The following is a 17,690-nucleotide window of genomic DNA, read 5'->3' on the forward strand; positions in this document are numbered from 1 at the left end:
CAACGACGACCTTGACTTCAGATAAAGAAGGTAAGGTTTACGCGACCGGATTAGCTTCTGGAAAGTATTCGCTAGTTGAAACTCAAGCCCCAGAAGGCTACCTATTGAATCAAACCGAAGTTCCATTTGAAGTGGATGAAAAAGCAGCAGGCAAACCAGAAACAATTACTTTAGCCGATTTCATCAACTATCAAGGTTCAGTTCAAATGAAGAAGGTTTCGAAACATGGGAAAGCTTTGGCTGAAGCTGTTTTTGGATTGTATGATGCGGATGGCAAAGAGATTGGCGAATATACTTCTGATAAGAATGGTCAACTCTCAGTGAAAAATCTTTCACCAGGCGATTATTACTTTAAGGAAAAGAAAGCTCCAATTGGTTATGTAATCAGTAATGAGAAACGCCAATTTACGATTCCTTCAGCTGAAGAAAACAAACCAGAAACTGTCGATGCTGGAGAATTCGTGAACAAGGAAATTGCTAACTCATCGACACCAACAGATAAGTCAAATCCTTCGAATAAGGATTTCAGAACAACAAAAGGAAATTATCCGAAAACGAATGATACCCGCAACCCATGGTTACTACTAATCGGCGTAGCGATCATGCTCATTGTAGGAACTATCTATTTCAGAAGAAGAAAAGGATAACCAAAAGGCCTAAACAGTCACTGTGCTGTTTAGGCCTTTTTACTCTATTCTAAGAAGGAAAAGTGGAAATATTCGGTACTCAAGAAAATTGCTTTGTTCTCAAGGGAGTGAACAAGCAACTCGCTAAGAGAATAAAGCTATGTTGCTAGAGCTCACTTTATGACTACTCAACAGAACCGGAATAAAAGGAAAAATTATTCTGAAGTATTTTAGTGATCCATTCGCCCCAGTCCTCTGAGAACAAAATACTTTTCATAGTGGCGATACTCGTTGCGCCATGAATGACTGCCCAAATGGCGGTAAGGTTGTACATAATGGATTCGTCGGAGAAGTGATGGGCCTTTAATGTTTGAATGACTGCCTTTTTTAGGATATCAAAAGGCGGGTAGTTATCTTGGGCGATATTATCCATATTGACTTCAATCCCTGTGATATTAAACGTGAAGTTAAAATACTGTGGATTATCAAGAAAAAACTGTAAGTAAACATTTCCCAACTTGGTTAATAAGTCAGGATCATTCGCGTATTTTTCAGCTGCTTCATTCATAATATGGGTAAATTTTTCTGTAATATGCTGCTGCATGCCCTCCAGCAGTTCTTGCTTATTCGAAAAGTACGTATAAGGGGCTGTGTGGCTGACCTGGCATTCTTTGGCCACTTTTCTTAGTGACAGCTTTTCCAGCCCTTCTGTTCGTACGATCTTTATTCCGGCTTTGATCAGATCGTAACGCAGGTTTTCACGATGATAGCTTTGAGTTTCACTCATAATAAAGCCTCCTAATTTCTATTACATAGTTTAGCGATTTGTTTGACGAATATCAAATAAATATTTTTAAGTATTTTTTAAATGTTTATATCTTTACAGTGTAAAGATAACCGTATATTATGAAAAGCGCTGGCTTTTAGTTACAAGTCAGGTGAATACATAGGATGAGGCTGTTTTTTTGCTTTAAGCCAATGCAATCACTATGAGTAACTATTTTCGTAAATCAATTTGGAGGGGTATTATGAATTTTCGTCAAGTTTTAGGGACTAGTAACAGACGTAGATTACAATTAATTGAACTACTGTATTATAATCGCGAAGGTGTTTCAAGTGAACGAATTCTTAAAGAGCTGAATTGTTCACTACCGCTTTTATTAAGTGATATAAAGTTAATCAATGAGCAACAAACAAACTTTATTGTTGAAAAGGAAAAAGGGTTGTATCGAGTAAAGCTTAAAAAGGAAATCAGCATTGGAAAGGTATATGCCGAAGCATTGACCAATTCGCCTGAATTTCAGATTATCGAACAGCTGCTTTATGAGCAGTGTGATAATATTTTAGAATTATCAAAATTACTATTTTTAAGCTTTTCTAATACACAACGCTTTCTCAAAAAAATAGAAAGCAATTTGAAGGATGCTGGGATTCAATTGCACTATCGGCCTTTGCGTTTAAAAGGGAAAGAAAGTGTCGTTCGTCATTTCTTTTATCGCTACTTTCTTGAAAGGCAGTACGCTGTGAGAATCGTGCTGCCTGAATTAAAAGAGTATCAGTCGAAAACGATAGAAGAGTTTGCTAAAACATTTACAGAAATCAACGGCTTCAATAAAAAATATATTTTTCAAAAACGGTTAACGTACAACCTTTTTATCAGTCTCTGGCGAATCAAAAATGATCATACTTATCCTGAGGAAGAATTGCGCACAACGGGGCTATTCTTACCAGAAAAAGAAGAAACGAGCGATTTCAGAGATATGGTCTCCGAGGTCTTTCGCCTTCAGTTGACGGATGAGTTGATGCGTGATTGCCTATGGCTGTCCTTTTCAGATTCAATTGTTTTCAGCGATAGTCACCGATTGGCTGCGCTCAGAGACAATACTCGCTACAAAAAAATGTTTGCGTTCCATTTAAAGCTTGTCGAACAGTTCCTCGACTTGACCGGAGGGGCTGTTGATGAGAAGGAGATGTATGATCTAACGACTGTTCTGTTGAATGACGTTTATCTCTATGATGAGAAAAAGAGCGAGTTCTTGACTATTCTTCGTAATAGTCGAGGCACCTTTTTGAAAACCGTCAAGCTGATGCATCGCCATGCAGTAGAGGAGGTAACGAAGCTCGTTCAGAATTTTGTTCAAGAAAATAAGCTCTTTCAAAAAGCCGATTATGTTACAAATTACGTGTATCTATTATTAACGGGTAAAGCAGACAGTTTGGAGCTATTGGCATCTTATGACGACACGATCCGATTATTGTTGATTTCCGATCTTTCTCCCACCGAGGAAGAATACATTTCAACGGTTATTACCCAGATGGTTTACGGTAATTTTGAAATCTATCATTATGAAGACCTTTGGAATGAGAGTGGCGATGTGGTCGATAAAATTACCAGCTATGATGCCTTGATTACCACAGGTTCCATGGAAGAATTACCAAGAGAGTTTCCTGTGGTTTCAATTGAACCGTATGTGACTCCGCAATCGATTGTTACGATTCAAAATCTTGTAAATGAACTACCGAAAAAGAAGTCGTTGGTTAGCTAGTTTTCCTTTTTTGAATAGATATAGAGGTAATAAGATGCCTGATTTCGTTAGCAGCAGGTACCAGCGTTTCGATCATGGCAATTTCAATATGAGAGGTTAAAAAAGCGTCTTTCCTTTTTTTCTTCGTCAAATCGTTTTGATGGAGATAAATTTGATTAACACTTAGTCCGATATGCGGCGCATTCTGTGCACCGCATATTTTAATTGGTCGTCAAACGGTCGACCCAAGGAATCAATGGGTCATAAAGTGCCACGAGCCGTCCAGTGAATAACGCAGTAATGAGTGTGCCTTCGCGAATGCCGACAAGACCATGAAAGTAGAGTAGCGAGATAATCAACGCAACTGCCACCATCGTCAAATCCGTAAACATTTTTAATTTTCCAAAAGGTTTCTTGGTCCGCAAAGTTAGTGCCACGACCAAACCTTCCCCCGGCATCAAGATTGACCGAGAATTTACCTCAAGGAATACTCCAAAAGACAATACGAGCATTCCAATCAAGGTAAAGATTAGTTGTTCGAAGTAATGGTCCATGAATGCAGGCAACCCCAGATGAGTGAAGCCAACCACAAAAACATCAATCAACCAGCCAAAGATCACTCCCGGCACGAGCTGTAAAATAATGGAAAGATTCACCTCATGTAAGAGGATCATTTGCAAAAAAATCATTAAGATCATAAAAACAATCGTCAGATCTCCAATCGATAATGGCATGATGTAACTCATCACATTGGGAATACTCGAGATCGGTGAAGTACCTAATTGCGCAAGCTTCGCCAATGCAATTCCAATCGACATCAAACTAATTCCCACAAACAAAACCACTAAGGATTTTATTTTTGCTAGCATAACAAGACTCCTTTCACAATAAAAATAGCCGTGATCTGCTTTTTTCATGGCTACTCCCCAAAGTAGGAAAACCATCTGAACTAAGCCTATCACCGCCGCATATTTTCATGTTATGTATCAATGCGTCCTACTCTATATTAAGGAGCAATTGATGTTTTGTCAAAGCAGCTAGCTATTTTATCCGTTTTTTTTGCTCCTGCAAGAGAGTCTAAATGAAGTTCACACTTTGTTCTTTTAGTTGTTTGATCAGTTCGGTGACATAGGCATCTTGAAACTCTTTACGGAAGGCTTCAGTGAATTCGTCTGAAAGTGCCAGATAATTTTTTTCCGAATAGTCCAGTAATTCCTTAGGTGTTTCAAATTCTGCAATAATCGAAGCACTGTCGAAAGAGTCAGCAATCTGCAGCGAAACAGACTTCATCAAAGAAACCACATCAATTTGTGTTCTTAGCATAAAAATCACCTCTTGAGTTGAGTGTAACACAAATGAGCCTGACTTATCTGAGAGCTTGTCAAATAGCGAATAGAATGGAGCCTGTTAGATTCCTAGGATAAAAGATATACTGGACTTAATTGAGCATTCAAAATAATATGAGTATACTGTCAAAAATTTGGTGCTTTCAGATGATTGTCAGCACGTAGGGGGAAGATTGATGAATAGAGAATTACACGAAGGTGCAATGTATCGCCACTTTAAGGGTGGAATGTATCAAGTACTGTTTGTAGCACTTCACACAGAAACACAAGAGGAATTGGTTATCTATCGTTCACTAGAAAATGGGCAACATTTCGCAAGACCCAAAGCCATGTTTCTAAGTGAAGTGGATCATGAGAAATATCCAGAGATCGATCAGAAATATCGAATGGCATTCATTGAGCAAGGCTCCGATGATATTCTCTCATAAAACGGAAACTAGGAGCCTGAAACATTGATTTACTGTTGGAAATGGTAGCTGAAAAAAACGAACTAGTCTTTCTAGTTCGTTTCGTGAGTAATTTGATTATTCCTGATTTTAAAAATGGCACTGACGATCACCAAAGCCGTCGAAAAGCCCTTCGCAAATTCAAGCAGCGAGTGATTGACGATACATGCGATCAAAAAGGAGCAGATAGCCAGAGCAACGGAGAATTTGAAAAATGCCTCATAGTTTTTGATCAAAGTTGTCACAACCTTTTTTCTTTTATTATAGCAAATCCCTGATCTGAATAGAAGATTACTCCAGCTGAAAAGAATCAAAAATTCTCTCGCAAACTTCTTCAGGGGATAGCTTGGAGTTGTTGATTTTCATGTGTTTGACCGCTGGGAAAAGTCCATCCAGTTCATGTTCACGACTTTCCAAGCGGGCATTTTTCACTGCGCTTAAAAGTTCTCTTCTTGAAAATTTGGTATCCCGCTTGGATGGTTTCATTTTTAAGCGATCCTCATGAACATTCCTCTTTAGCCGTGTTCTTAAATTGGCGACCAACTCAATGAAATAAACCTCTTGACCAGCCTCCAAAAAGATTGAGGAGATATCCTGTAAAAATTCAAGATCATAAGTAGAATCAAAATCAATCACCACAGTGAAAATGATCGTCTTAGTGGTATTGTTTTCCAGATTAGTGACAAACGCTTTGAAAAGCTCTTTTCTGGTCCTGTCTGAGAGCATGAATGCTGGCTTGCTATAGCCTAGAAAGTCGGCGAAGAGATCTAGCGTTTGATGGTTGAACAATAATTTCCCATCTATTCGTTTTTCTAACTCTTGCCCCACAGTCATTTTGCCGACAGCTTGGGAGCCAATGAGTACAACTAAAGCCATTGTGATCACTTCCATTTATCTTATAGTATCAAAGTATTTTATCGAATAGGTACACAAACTGGGGTTATTAAGGATATTTTGAAAACTGCTGATTGGAGATTTAATGAAAAACCTCAAAAAGAATTTATCTTCCTGAGGCTAAATTAATCTTTAAATTTTTTTTAGAAATAGAGTGATGGACATACTTAAAAATATTGCCCCCAGCATCAAGTAGAAAGTATTCCCTTTCTTCATGTTGGTTTTTGGATAATTTGAGTGTATAGACTCTACGTTTGAATACGACGATCTGACTGCAGACTGTGAGTTAATAGTGTCAATATTATTCTTAGCTGTGCTTGAACTAGATTCGGAACTTGAACTAGATTCGGAACTTGAACTAGATTCGGAGCTTGAACTAGATTCGGAGCTTGAACTAGATTCGGAGTTTGAACTAGATTCGGAACTTGAACTAGATTCGGAGCTTGAACTAGATTCGGAGCTTGAACTAGATTCGGAACTTGAACTAGATTCGGAGCTTGAACTAGATTCGGAGCTTGAACTAGATTCGGAGTTTGAACTAGATTCGGAACTTGAACTAGATTCGGAGCTTGAACTAGATTCGGAGCTTGAACTAGATTCGGAGCTTGAACTAGATTCGGAGCTTGAACTAGATTCGGAGCTTGAACTAGATTCGGAGCTTGAACTAGATTCGGAACTTGAACTAGATTCGGAGCTTGAACTAGATTCGGAACTTGAACTAGATTCGGAGCTTGAGCTGTCAGGGTTTATAGGTGGTGAAGGGAGACTTTCGTCTACAGTAATTTCCACAGGCATTCCTTTTTTACCTTGTCCATTACTATTAACAATATAAAAGGTGACAGTCGCTCCGCCTTCTGCCATATGATCTGGTTCAAGATCTACGTCCCAATTTGGAGCTTGCAAAATTGTTTCCCAACTGTCACCTTTACCAGTTGCATTGGGATTAGCTGCACCAATGATCGCTGCGTAAAGAACATAAAGATTGGTGTTTTCTGTTATTGGTCCAATAGTCAACCAATCATTTTCAACTTCACCTTGAGCATTATATTGGTCACCCGGGTAAGAATCATTTTTAGAATTTGTATTTATAAGTACGTATTTGTTCCAATTATAATAGGCGTCTTGAACTTCAGGGTCATCCCAATGATCGATGATACTTGTGTTATCACCAGTGATGGCTGAAGCTTTCAAATTTAAAAGTAAAGTAGAAGCAACTATCAAAAAAAGTACCATGGATGAACCAATTATTTTTTTATTAAACATCTTTTCACTCTCCAATTATTGTTCGTAATTATAGAGTGTTTGAACGAAAAAGTCTTTATATACGCTCAAAAAATAATTTCGTTCTAATAACTATATTAGAGAATCTAAATTAATGGAAAATATTGTTTTATTTTAAAGAGTTTATTCAAGTTAGTTAGTCTGTTAATGAAAGAAATACTGAATAAGAGGTAGGAATAAAAGTATGAGAGGTGAAAAATGCGGAATAAGAACTCTCTAAATGGAGGCAAGTTCGACTAACGGAGCTATCATGTAGACAAAAAAATAGGTTTCAAGGTTAATTTCGTGTTTGGGGCGATTTTGACCTTAAGTATATTTCGAATATTTGCGTCTTATTTGTATAGTGAGGTAGATTTAGAGGTTCATCAGCTTAAAAGGAAGGTGATGAACCTCTAAATCTACAAATACATCAACTATTATTGCCTACTTAAATCTTCTAATTCTCTACGTCGGATTTCCTCGGTTTGTTTGTTAAGATCGTTTTCAGCTTGACTTAGTTCCTCATACGTAAGTATTCCATCATTATTTAAATCTGCTTGAGATGTTTGTTCGCTAATGACGTGTTCACCATTAGGCAGAACGCGTAGTACGGTAACCGCTTCACCATTTGGACTAACCAATACTTGTCCAGCAGCATCTTCTTGCTTAGGTTCCTCCGCGGGAACAGCTGGTGCCGCTTCAGCAATTTGTTCAGTAGATTCGGAAGGCGCCTGAGGTTCTGCAACAGGTATTGAAGATGAACTGGAAGCTTCTTCTTTGGATTTTAGAAAGCTAACTGAGGGTTCCACCTTGATCTTCTTATCAATTTGCTCTGTTCTTATTTTTGACGTTAAAGTCAACTCTTTTACTTTTGGTTCAGTTAATTGAAATTCCAATCGAAACAGACCGTGATCGTCAGCTTTTTGTTCTATTTTATCAACAGAAACAGCCGCGTTTGGTTCTGTAGTGCCAGAAATAATGGCCTTTCCAAGTTCATTTGTTTCAAATGTATCGAAACAAATAATTTCTAATTTTTTCTCTTCTGAAGATGATTGAGAAATGCTAGCCTCTCTTTTCTCTTCCTTCTTATTGGTACTACAACTTGTCAGTAAAAAGAAACTCGAAACAATAATTAATAACCCAACAACCTTTTTCATATACCCCTCCAAAATAGTGTATTTAAAAAAATTAACAAGGATTTGATAGAATTCGTGATAAAAATACCAACAATATTCAGATTCCTTGTTACAGATAATTATACATCAAGAATGAAATAATACTTCAACTGATTAAGAAATTTTGAGGCATGGAAGCCATCACACACTGCGTGTTGAACCTGCAGTGAGATTGGAAGGAACATTTTACCCTCCTGAAAAACGAATTTTCCGCCAGTAACAATGGCAATAGATAGTTTTGCCCGTGTTATTGAAGGTTGATTGTTGAGACAAATAATGGTTGAAAACTTCGGTACGTTCCCAATTTTCTAAATTAATTACTGTAAAAAACATCTTGATTCCTCCTAATAATAGGCTCTGTATTGTTAGGAGGAGAAATCATCTGTGGTATGGTATAGCTTCATTTTAACCTGGGATAGAAGCTTATTGGATAGTAAAACGAGGGTGTTCATGGCTGAACTGTGGACGAATGACCGCTAGGAACCATGATATAATTGAAGCATAAGATACCCCAGTCGAACCAGCGGAGGAGGATCACTATGCAAAGCAGAGATTTAGTCATAAATGGCAAGTGGAAGACCGGCCAACAGTATGTCGAGGATATCGGAATGGTGTCCTATGAGTATCGCCCAATCATTCATCAAGTTTTGATCAAGCTGCCTAACTCCGGTGTCTATGGGATTCCAATTCAATGGGATAAAGGTTCACGTGAAATCAATGGTGTTATGCTAGAGGTATATATCAAATAGTTGCCATCGGCTACAGACTGCTCAAGTGAGTAGTCTTTTTTTTATTCAGTCAATGATCTCAAAAAGGATACAAAATAATAAACCAGCAAGCGTAGATGAAGAGATCCACTAGCAGTGGCAGCAGAATCTTTTCTTTCGATCTTGATAATAAATAAGAATCGATCATAAAAAAGGCAAGGAAGACTTGAACGATAATCCTCCCACTTGGTCGCATTAAGGCGAAAAGGAGGAAGGTCGCCAGCAAACAGATCATATAAAGGATATAAAAGGACTTATATTTTTTTGGAAGGTATCTCAAATTCGCAAACATCGTGGACATCCTTTTTACTAAAGTATAGCTTTCAGGTCTATAAGCATCAACTCGACGTTTATAAAAGACTATTTTAGATGGTAGTGATTCTACTGAGTAATTCATATATTCCTCCAAATGTGTTATTGGAAGCTTGGCCAACCATTCCTTGAATTCATTCTATATTCATCAATTTTTTTAAAGCGGTAAGAGTGGAGAGATGAATTATGATTGAAATGGATGGAACAGCCGTAGTTGGGGGAATTGCAGAGGTTTAGATAGGATTAATAGAAATAGCTGCTACTTTCTCAAGGAGCAGCTAGGATATCACTCATTATCAAAATGAAGATGTTTTTTGTAAATAATAAATCTAGCAATAGGCTGTGCAATACATAATTCAACAAAGAATGAAATGCTAAAGTTTCTTGGCCACTTGAAAAAGAACTGCTCAATAGGTAATAACGAAATCTGTCTCATACCTATCCAAGAAGCAACAACTGTTAGAATAACTGACATCATCACAACATTAATCAGACAATTTACAATCATATGCGAACGAAAGCTATCTTCTTTCGAAATTATTTTAGCAGTTAGTCTTGATGCTGGCTTATGAGTGAGCAAAACTAAGAAGACCACGACAATCCAAATACCAGGCATAACTTCGAATGTGTGTCGCCAAGTAGTCAAACTAAATCCTGTTTCAAAACAGGTAATCAGTGGTGCAATGATGTTGACAGAGAGAATAGAAATAACTGCTATAAATAAGGCGAACTCTGCTCTGTTGCGGGGAAGTTTCATGTGGAAATTCAAAATAATAACCTCTTTCTCAGTCTTTGCGCAAAAAAAGCGCAAAGACACTTTTATAGTGTGCTTTACGCTGAACAATTATACGCAGTAAATACCTAAATGTTTTATATGAAATAAAATTAAAAATCAAGTGTATATTCAAAAAAAGATCAATTAACGAATCAAATCATACAAATAGCCCAGCTAAACTATAGGAGTATCGTCAAAATAATCATCAATTCGCAATCTAACTGTCTAACTCTGGTGTGTATTCGATACAAATAAAATGAGATGGAATTAGGCGGGCACGCATCTTACATTTTTTTCAGATGTGAATCTCGAATGGGCGGTGGAAACAGTGATTATTTTTGCAGAGGAAGAAAAAGTCATTGAAGAAGCAAATGATACAGAATTTGGATTGGCGTCTTATTTCTTCTCAACGAATATCCATACTGTCGAAAATGTGAGCAACAAATTACAATACGGTATGGTAGGCGTCAATGATACGGATATCTCAAACTCAGGGACACCGATTGGCGGCGTTAAACGCTCTGGTTTTGGTTGTGAAAACGGCACGCACGATGTCGAATATATCGATGTCAAGTTTATCAATATACATACCGCAAAATAATATCAGAATGTAGTAAAGAGTGAGCCTTTTTGAAAAGTTCACTCTTTTTTTATTATAAATATAGTTGTCAAGGAGTGAAAAAACAAAATATTTGATATATAACTTAAAAATAATAGTCATTTATTTTGTTCAATATCATTCAAAATTATCAATAATTCAAACTGAACAAAAAAAATTTAACTATTAGTTTCTAAAAAAATTTATTTTTATTTTAAAAAGTGAATTAAATAACCCGAGTTATCGGTGGAATGGCGTATATGGCGTGTGAAATATGTCATTCGATAACGGATTCCTTTTTTTGAGAGGCCAAAGCAGAGAAGGTTTATATCAGTTACCATTATTATACAGTAAAACAACGGATAAAACGAAGCAATAATTAACAAACGCGTTGTTGCTTGGCTTTTTCTTTTGTCAAATTAACAGGAAAAGGGGGGAAGTGAAGGATCGTTATTGCTTCAAAGAGTTTAGTAATACATGAATCAGTATGGAACAAAAGGAGGTTTGTTTCATGCACAAATGACGGCTAGTTCCTAGAAGTCAGTGTTGGTGGGGATAAACATAGGAGTTAGTGAAGAGGGTGATAGTATGAATTTTAGAGAGATTTTAGGAGTGAGCAATCTGCGGCATCTGCGTTTGGTGGAGTTATTATATGCCTGCCGTACCGGTCTATCAAGTGACCAATTACTAGAAGAGTTAGAGTGCTCATTATCCGTATTATTGAAAGATGTCAAGCTGATCAACAGTCAGCAGGATGCCTTTCGTATCATGAAATACAAAGGACTTTATCAACTGCAGATTAAATCGCATGTCAGTATCAATCGGCTATATGCTGATACGATTCAGCAATCGCCGGAATTCCAGATCATCGAGGAATTACTGTATGAAGAGTGCGAGAACATTATTGATCTGTCGAAGAAACTCTTTTTGAGTCCGTCTAAAACGCAGCGGAACCTTAAGAAGATTGAGAGTGTGTTACTGAAAACCGGGATCACTTTGCAGTACCGGCCGTTACGATTGGAAGGCAATGAAAGTGTGATTCGACATATGTACTACCGTTATTTCATTGAGAAATCGGATCGCTTAGATTCGCTGTATCGTGACCTGAAGGAGTTCCAGATCAAGGCGATTACGGAACTGGTGAACCAGTTCATCCAAGTGAATAAGCTGGAGGATAACTATATTTCTCGTAAACGTTTAGGCTATAACATGTATATCAGCCTGTGGCGGATCAAGAACGGGCATTATTATCCGAAAGCGGACCTGAGCAGTGATTTGATGCTGCCGGAGCGGCAAATCCTAGACGCCTTTAAGCGTATGGCTCTGGAAGTTTTTCGAGTGAAGCTGTCGTCGGATAAGATTAAGGATTGTCTCTGGTTGTCTTACGCGGATATCGTCGTTGCCAGTAAGAGTCAATTGCACAGCGCGCTAAGAAAAGAAGACGAATACGCGGACTACTATTATCGTCATTTAGAGCTGGTGGAGGAGTTCGATAGCTTATTGAATTTCTCATTGGGCAATGAAAAGAAACAGGAACTGGCGATCGTTTTGCTTAATGAGCATCGCATCTATGAGCCGGATGGACAGCTGATCGATATTCTGTTTCGTCAGCGGAAGATCTTCCTTGATAAGTTGTCTGAGACTCATGATCAAGCCGTCAAAAAGGTGAAGAAGATCGTGGACTACTTTGTTCGACGTTATCAAATCTATCAAGAAGAAGACTTTGTCTGGAATTATGTCTATCTCTTGATCACAATGGTTCCGCAAAGTTTGACGCTACTAGCCAGCTGCGACCGACCGTTGAAGTTGTTACTGTTGTCTGAGTTGTCACCGACAGAGGAATTTTTCTTAGGCAATCAAATCGAGAGTCAAATCTACGGCAATTTCGAAGTTCATTATGTCGAAAAGAAATTGACCAATGTGAACATCAATCGTACAGAGTTGGAAAAATATGATGCACTGATCACTTCAAGCAGTGTGGAAGAAGTACCGGAGGAGTATCCGACCGTTGTGATCGATCCATTCTTGACGAATCAAGATGTGTTTCAGCTGCAGCAATTAGTCAGTAAATTAGCTGGGTGAAAGGGTACGTTTCCACCCAATCCTAATAGAGGGGGCGGTGTAGACGACCGCACATCCCCTGAAAAAAAAGGCGGCAAGGAAGTCAAGTGATTTCCTGCTGCCAATACTATTTCTGAAAAAACAGTATCTGTGCAAAAAAAATCGTTAAAGAAGAACCATTCTTCCTTAACGATATTTTTTTGCGCTTTTCAATCTAGTTGTTTGTGCCGTAGTCCGAAACGGTTTCTTGAAGCGCTTTGGCAGTACAAGTGAGATCAATTCAAAAGGCGTAGCTAGAACGGTCCAAGACACTTGGCGAGCACTTGGGTGGAAATAGTACACCTGCATCAAAACAAAATGTAACAGCAGTAAGCCTGGCAGTAACTGAAGTCCGATCTGCCATGGTGCCACCCAGTCGGTGAAGTAGCGAAGCAGGCTTAACACCAGCGGATACAAGTAAAACAGTGAAGTCACGATATTTACACGCCAGCTCTTCGTCAATAAACGAATATTTAATAGGAAAAAAAGTGCTGAAAGAACGACTCCGATTGGCGGAAATAGACTGACTAACAATGAATAGATCGCACCGAACAGTAACATTCCCGGACCTTTAATTAATGCAGCCACGAGAATCAAGATCCCGATCAACAACAGCTGTTGTTTGATTGTTGCAATCACTAAAACGGCAAAAAGTGCCAATGTTGCCCAATGCCAAAAGCTTTTCAAGGGCTCCTTTTCTGGATATTTTTGCTTTAAATAGCGTGCGGCGTTTGGAAATTCTTTTTGAAAATTAGGCATAGACACTCACCTCTTTCTAAGTAATAACTTACAAAACTTATTATAGAGAGAATATTTGGGGGAGGCATCAGACTTTCGGCGTATTTTCTGCCAGCTTTAGACTGAGTTTTTCGGGGCAATCAATTTTTACTTGACCTGAAATGCGTCCCATAGTTTATGGTATTCTTGATTAGACGAATAAAAAGAAGGAGATGACTAAAAATGAGTATCAAAATGATCGCGGTCGATATGGATGGCACCTTTTTAGATGATCAGAAAAAATACAATCGAGAGCGTTTCGAAGGCCTTTTTAAACAATTAAAAGAACGGGATATTAAGTTTGTCGTAGCAAGCGGTAATCAATACGACCAGCTAAAAAGCTTTTTCCCAGAGAATCATACCGAGCTGTCCTTTGTTTCGGAGAATGGGGCGAATATTATTGTTGAAGGGGAGCATTACTACAATGCGCAGCTGCCAATGGACAAAGTGTTAGCCTCGATAAAAGGAATAAACGCCCTTGAGCCGATCGTAAATGTGGTCTGTGGGAAAGAGAGTGCCTACGTAACCCAAGACATTTCAGAAGAGGTATTCAAGAGTGTCAGCTTTTATTACCCCAGCATCAAAAAATTGGAAAAGCTGGAGGATGTCGCAGATCAAGGCGATGAGATCTTCAAATTTGCACTGACCTTCCCAGCTAGCGGCATCGAAGAGAAGCTAAAAGCTTTGGACAGGGTGCTAGCTGGCGAAATGATCCCCGTTTCCAGCGGACATGGCGACATTGATTTGATCATCCCTGGTGTTCATAAAGCCAATGGTCTGGCAAAATTAAGTGAAGAGTGGGGCATCGAACCAGCTGAAATCGCCGCCTTTGGTGATAGCGGCAATGACATCGAGATGTTGGAATATGCCGGCTTCAGCTATGCGATGGAGAATGCGCAGGAAAAAGTCAAAAAAGCCGCAAAGGAAATGATCCGTTCCAACAATCAAGAAGGCGTGTTGGAACGGATCGAGCAGCTGTTAAACAAGTAACTGAAAAAGAGGGGACTTTAAGACGATAACGTTTTAAAGTTCCTTTTTGTTTGTATTAGATTTTCGTCTGTTTGTAGTCAATGTGTTAAAATAGGTTGGATTATTACTGGATTTTTTAGATACATAGGAGGACTACAAATGATTTTTGATTCTCACACGCATTTGAATGCGGAACAATTTGAAAATGAAATTCCAGAGACAGTCGAGCGGGCGCGCGAGCTAGGCGTGACGGAAATGGCTGTGGTTGGATTTGATACACCTACGATTGAAAAAAGCTTGGAGCTGAACCAGCAATATGAAGGTATCTATTCCATTATTGGCTGGCATCCGACAGAAGCCGGCAGCTACACAAAAGCAATTGAAGAAGACTTGATCAAGAAATTGACGTTACCGAAAGTGGTGGCACTTGGCGAGATTGGTTTGGACTACTACTGGATGGAAGATCCAAAAGAGGTCCAAGATAAGGTTTTTCGTCGTCAGATCGCTATCGCGAAGGAAATGGATCTGCCCATCAGCATCCATACCCGTGATGCGTTGGAGGATACCTATAAGATACTGAAGGAAGAAGATATTCGCGACATCGGCGGAATCATGCACAGCTTCAGCGGCAGCGGTGAATGGGCGAAGCGTTTCTTAGATTTAGGCATGCATGTATCCTTCTCTGGTGTAGTGTCGTTTAAGAAAGCATTAGATGTTCAAGAAGCGGCGACGATTGTACCGATGGATAAATTATTGGTAGAAACGGATGCGCCTTATTTAGCCCCGATGCCTTATCGTGGCAAACGCAACGAACCAGGCTATACGCGTTACGTGGTCGAAAAAATCGCGGAATTACGAAATCTGCCGATGGAAGAAGTCGCGTATCAAACGACGCAAAACGCCCATCGTTTGTTTAGGATCAACGCCAATGGTTAAGGAGCATAAAGAAAAAATCGAAGAGATCATTGTCGTTGAAGGCAAAGACGATACCAAACGTTTGAAGGAAGTTTTTGATGTCGATACCATCGAGACGCGGGGTTCAGCCATCAACGAAGCCATTCTTGAACAAATCGAACATGCCCAAGAGACGCGTGGTGTGATCGTCTTTACCGATCCTGATTTTTCCGGTGAAAAAATCCGCAAGACGATCATGGAGGCGATCCCCGATGCACAGCACGCTTTCTTATCCAGAAGAATGGCGGCGCCGCAAAAGCGCGGCAGCAGTCTCGGCGTAGAACATGCCAGTGATGAAGCGATCATTGATGCCTTGCATAAAGTCGTGACACCAGCAGAAGATAATGAACCAAAAATTGCTAGACAAACGCTCTTAGATTATGGTTTAATAGCGGGAGCTCAAGCCCGTGAACGCCGTGAGCGTCTGGGGGATGAATTGAAGATTGGCTATACAAATGCCAAACAATTGGAAAAACGTTTAGCAATGTTTCGGATCACCGAAGCACAATTGCATGAGGCTATGAAGAAAGTCGAGGAAACCTCTTGAACAACTACAAAGATATTGCAACACCTTCAAGAACGCGAGAAATCCTGCAAAAACACGGATTCTCCTTCAAGAAAAGTTTAGGTCAGAACTTTTTGACCGAACCCAACATTTTACAAAAAATCGTCGCTACCGCTGAAATCGATGAACACACTAATGTCATCGAAGTCGGACCGGGAATTGGCGCATTGACCGAACATCTAGCACGTGCGGCACACCAAGTTCTAGCGTTTGAGATTGATGATCGTTTGATTCCAGTATTGGAAGATACCTTGAGTCCCTACGACAATATCAGAGTTGTCCACAACGACATTTTGAAGGTTGATTTGAAAAAAGAAACCGCCTATTTCGATCAAGCGATGCCGATTAAGGTGGTAGCGAATCTGCCGTATTACATCACGACACCAATCATGATGCACATCTTGGAATCAGATTTAGCTGTCGATGAGCTGGTGGTCATGATGCAGCGAGAAGTTGCGGATCGTATCTCGGCGAAGCCGGGAACGAAAGCCTATGGCTCATTGTCGATCGCGGTTCAATATTACATGGAAGCCAGCACAGCCTTCATCGTGCCGAAGACGGTCTTTGTCCCGCAGCCCAATGTCGATTCAGCGATTTTACGTTTGGTTCGCAGAGAAACACCAGCGGTGGAAGTCACGAACGAAACCGAATTTTTCAAATTGACCAAAGCGGCTTTTAATATGCGCCGCAAAACATTATGGAACAATTTATTAAGCAGCTACGGAAAAGATGAAGCTACGAAAGCTTGGCTAGTGTCGAGTTTGGAACAAGCCGAAATCGATCCCAAACGTCGCGGTGAAACCCTGTCTTTAGAAGAGTTTGCCCGCTTATCTAATACGTTAGAAGCGAATAAAAAAAAGTAAACAACGAGCGCTCAGAATGATTTTCTGAACGCTCGTTTTGTTATATACTTCTTATTTTTCCTGAATTTTTCAAATAGGATGTGACATCTTCCTTCAATACATCAAATGTTTTGTCACTCGTTGTAATGTTCAAAATAAACTGAACAGCTTCTTCTTGGCTAAAGCTAGTTGAGTAACCATTAGCAATCAAAAATGTCACCATGGCGACCAAGGCCGTTCGTTTATTGGCATTTTGAAAAGGATGTCTTTTAGCAAGATTAATAGCTAATATCGCGGCTTTATCGTGAATTTCTGGATAAATCTCTTTACCAAAAACAACTTGCATAGATTGTTTGACGCATATATCTAAGGCAGAGGCATCTCTTACTCCGATCATTTCTCCTGCGGAAGTTTTTGAGATTAATTTGGCATTGATTCTAATTATGTCTTTGACGGTTAAATAAATCATAAATCTACCAAATCTTTGATTGCTTCATCGTATTGAGTCATAACTGAATCGACAATCGAATCAATGTCTGCCACTTCGGTTGCTTTTTCGATTTTAAAGCTGCCGTCAGGTAAAAGGATGTATTGAATAGAATCACCGGTAGTGACGCCAAGTTGTTCTTTTACTTCTTGAGGAATGGTTGTTACATCGCTATTACCTGATTTTCTGATTTTATATGATCTTGTTGATTTATCCATAATACTTCTCCTCGTAATATAGTTTTTAGAGTGATAAATCACTCCAGTTTTATT

General features: G+C 39.2%; 21 protein-coding genes and 1 pseudogene. 11 read left to right on the top strand and 11 right to left on the bottom strand.

All coding sequences use genetic code 11. The annotated features are described in order from the left end of the window. The coding region (locus tag AC4J95_RS19590) for a SpaA isopeptide-forming pilin-related protein (RefSeq protein WP_494551297.1) at positions 1–647 on the top strand (647 nt) is incomplete at its 5' end. Between the two features lie 163 nt (positions 648–810). On the opposite strand, the gene AC4J95_RS19595 is transcribed toward AC4J95_RS19590, so the two are convergent. Next, entirely contained in the window at positions 811–1,413 is a 603-nt protein-coding gene (locus tag AC4J95_RS19595; protein WP_494551298.1) for a TetR/AcrR family transcriptional regulator, read from the bottom strand. Positions 1,414–1,654: 241 nt separating this feature from the next. On the opposite strand from AC4J95_RS19595, the gene AC4J95_RS19600 reads away from it, so the two are divergent. Next, a complete protein-coding gene (locus AC4J95_RS19600; protein WP_494551299.1) occupies positions 1,655–3,172 on the top strand; it encodes an AcpB/EbpR/MafR family transcriptional regulator in 1,518 nt (505 codons plus the stop codon). A gap of 200 nt (positions 3,173–3,372) precedes the next feature. On the opposite strand, the gene AC4J95_RS19605 is transcribed toward AC4J95_RS19600, so the two are convergent. Then, the gene (locus tag AC4J95_RS19605; RefSeq protein ID WP_494551300.1) at positions 3,373–4,020 is read right to left on the bottom strand and encodes a YczE/YyaS/YitT family protein; all 648 of its coding nucleotides are present in this window, start codon (positions 4,018–4,020) and stop codon (positions 3,373–3,375) included. Positions 4,021–4,228: 208 nt separating this feature from the next. Next, entirely contained in the window at positions 4,229–4,474 is a 246-nt protein-coding gene (locus AC4J95_RS19610; RefSeq protein ID WP_494551301.1) for a toxin-antitoxin system, toxin component, read from the bottom strand. Positions 4,475–4,673: 199 nt separating this feature from the next. Between AC4J95_RS19610 and AC4J95_RS19615 the strand changes: the two genes are divergently transcribed. Continuing rightward, positions 4,674–4,925 (top strand): DUF1653 domain-containing protein, encoded by a 252-nt coding sequence (locus AC4J95_RS19615; RefSeq protein WP_494551302.1) that lies wholly within the window; start codon positions 4,674–4,676, stop codon positions 4,923–4,925. A 309-nt stretch (positions 4,926–5,234) separates the two neighbouring features. On the opposite strand, the gene AC4J95_RS19620 is transcribed toward AC4J95_RS19615, so the two are convergent. Continuing rightward, the gene (locus AC4J95_RS19620; RefSeq protein ID WP_494551303.1) at positions 5,235–5,819 is read right to left on the bottom strand and encodes a hypothetical protein; all 585 of its coding nucleotides are present in this window, start codon (positions 5,817–5,819) and stop codon (positions 5,235–5,237) included. A 310-nt stretch (positions 5,820–6,129) separates the two neighbouring features. On the opposite strand from AC4J95_RS19620, the gene AC4J95_RS19625 reads away from it, so the two are divergent. Further along, positions 6,130–6,669: a hypothetical protein gene (locus tag AC4J95_RS19625; protein ID WP_494551304.1), complete on the top strand. Its 540-nt coding sequence runs from the start codon at positions 6,130–6,132 to the stop codon at positions 6,667–6,669. Positions 6,670–7,534: 865 nt separating this feature from the next. On the opposite strand, the gene AC4J95_RS19630 is transcribed toward AC4J95_RS19625, so the two are convergent. From AC4J95_RS19630 to AC4J95_RS19640, 3 genes are all read right to left on the bottom strand, one after another. Continuing rightward, a complete protein-coding gene (locus tag AC4J95_RS19630) occupies positions 7,535–8,254 on the bottom strand; it encodes a hypothetical protein (protein ID WP_494551305.1) in 720 nt (239 codons plus the stop codon). A 98-nt stretch (positions 8,255–8,352) separates the two neighbouring features. Then, complete coding sequence (locus AC4J95_RS19635; RefSeq protein ID WP_494551306.1) at positions 8,353–8,457, bottom strand: CatA-like O-acetyltransferase; 105 nt, start codon at positions 8,455–8,457, stop codon at positions 8,353–8,355. A gap of 1 nt (position 8,458) precedes the next feature. After that, on the bottom strand, positions 8,459–8,605 hold the full coding sequence (locus AC4J95_RS19640) for a hypothetical protein (RefSeq protein WP_494551307.1): 147 nt from the start codon (positions 8,603–8,605) through the stop codon (positions 8,459–8,461). Positions 8,606–8,811: 206 nt separating this feature from the next. Between AC4J95_RS19640 and AC4J95_RS19645 the strand changes: the two genes are divergently transcribed. Continuing rightward, positions 8,812–9,021 carry a hypothetical protein gene (locus AC4J95_RS19645; RefSeq protein WP_494551308.1) on the top strand — a complete coding sequence of 70 codons (210 nt, stop codon included), beginning with the start codon at positions 8,812–8,814 and terminating at the stop codon, positions 9,019–9,021. A 616-nt stretch (positions 9,022–9,637) separates the two neighbouring features. Here the strand turns inward: AC4J95_RS19645 and AC4J95_RS19650 are convergent. Further along, positions 9,638–10,120 (bottom strand): hypothetical protein, encoded by a 483-nt coding sequence (locus AC4J95_RS19650; RefSeq protein ID WP_494551309.1) that lies wholly within the window; start codon positions 10,118–10,120, stop codon positions 9,638–9,640. Positions 10,121–10,454: 334 nt separating this feature from the next. Here AC4J95_RS19650 and AC4J95_RS19655 point away from each other — a divergent pair. Further along, positions 10,455–10,727: pseudogene (locus AC4J95_RS19655) on the top strand (aldehyde dehydrogenase family protein); the annotation flags it as partial. 585 nt (positions 10,728–11,312) lie between these two features. Further along, on the top strand, positions 11,313–12,806 hold the full coding sequence (locus tag AC4J95_RS19660) for an AcpB/EbpR/MafR family transcriptional regulator (RefSeq protein ID WP_494551310.1): 1,494 nt from the start codon (positions 11,313–11,315) through the stop codon (positions 12,804–12,806). 165 nt (positions 12,807–12,971) lie between these two features. On the opposite strand, the gene AC4J95_RS19665 is transcribed toward AC4J95_RS19660, so the two are convergent. Then, complete coding sequence (locus AC4J95_RS19665) at positions 12,972–13,583, bottom strand: hypothetical protein (RefSeq protein ID WP_494551311.1); 612 nt, start codon at positions 13,581–13,583, stop codon at positions 12,972–12,974. Between the two features lie 201 nt (positions 13,584–13,784). Here AC4J95_RS19665 and AC4J95_RS19670 point away from each other — a divergent pair, with 201 nt between their 5' ends. The 4 genes from AC4J95_RS19670 (at position 13,785) to rsmA (ending at position 16,952) form a co-directional block, all read left to right on the top strand. Next, positions 13,785–14,591, top strand: a complete 807-nt coding sequence (locus tag AC4J95_RS19670; protein ID WP_494551312.1) for a Cof-type HAD-IIB family hydrolase — start codon at positions 13,785–13,787, stop codon at positions 14,589–14,591. Between the two features lie 138 nt (positions 14,592–14,729). Next, positions 14,730–15,506, top strand: a complete 777-nt coding sequence (locus AC4J95_RS19675) for a TatD family hydrolase (protein WP_494551313.1) — start codon at positions 14,730–14,732, stop codon at positions 15,504–15,506. After that, entirely contained in the window at positions 15,499–16,071 is a 573-nt protein-coding gene (gene rnmV / locus AC4J95_RS19680) for a ribonuclease M5 (RefSeq protein ID WP_494551314.1), read from the top strand. Before AC4J95_RS19675 ends, rnmV begins: the two co-directional genes overlap by 8 nt. Continuing rightward, the gene (rsmA, locus tag AC4J95_RS19685; protein WP_494551315.1) at positions 16,068–16,952 is read left to right on the top strand and encodes a 16S rRNA (adenine(1518)-N(6)/adenine(1519)-N(6))-dimethyltransferase RsmA; all 885 of its coding nucleotides are present in this window, start codon (positions 16,068–16,070) and stop codon (positions 16,950–16,952) included. The genes rnmV and rsmA overlap by 4 nt, the downstream gene beginning before the upstream one ends. A 40-nt stretch (positions 16,953–16,992) precedes the next feature. Here the strand turns inward: rsmA and AC4J95_RS19690 are convergent, their stop codons facing one another. Beyond that, a complete protein-coding gene (locus AC4J95_RS19690; RefSeq protein WP_494551316.1) occupies positions 16,993–17,400 on the bottom strand; it encodes a type II toxin-antitoxin system death-on-curing family toxin in 408 nt (135 codons plus the stop codon). Further along, positions 17,397–17,636: an AbrB/MazE/SpoVT family DNA-binding domain-containing protein gene (locus tag AC4J95_RS19695; RefSeq protein WP_494551317.1), complete on the bottom strand. Its 240-nt coding sequence runs from the start codon at positions 17,634–17,636 to the stop codon at positions 17,397–17,399. Before AC4J95_RS19695 ends, AC4J95_RS19690 begins: the two co-directional genes overlap by 4 nt. Between the last annotated feature and the right edge of the window lie 54 nt (positions 17,637–17,690).

Source organism: Enterococcus sp. GPZ-007 (assembly GCF_059374735.1).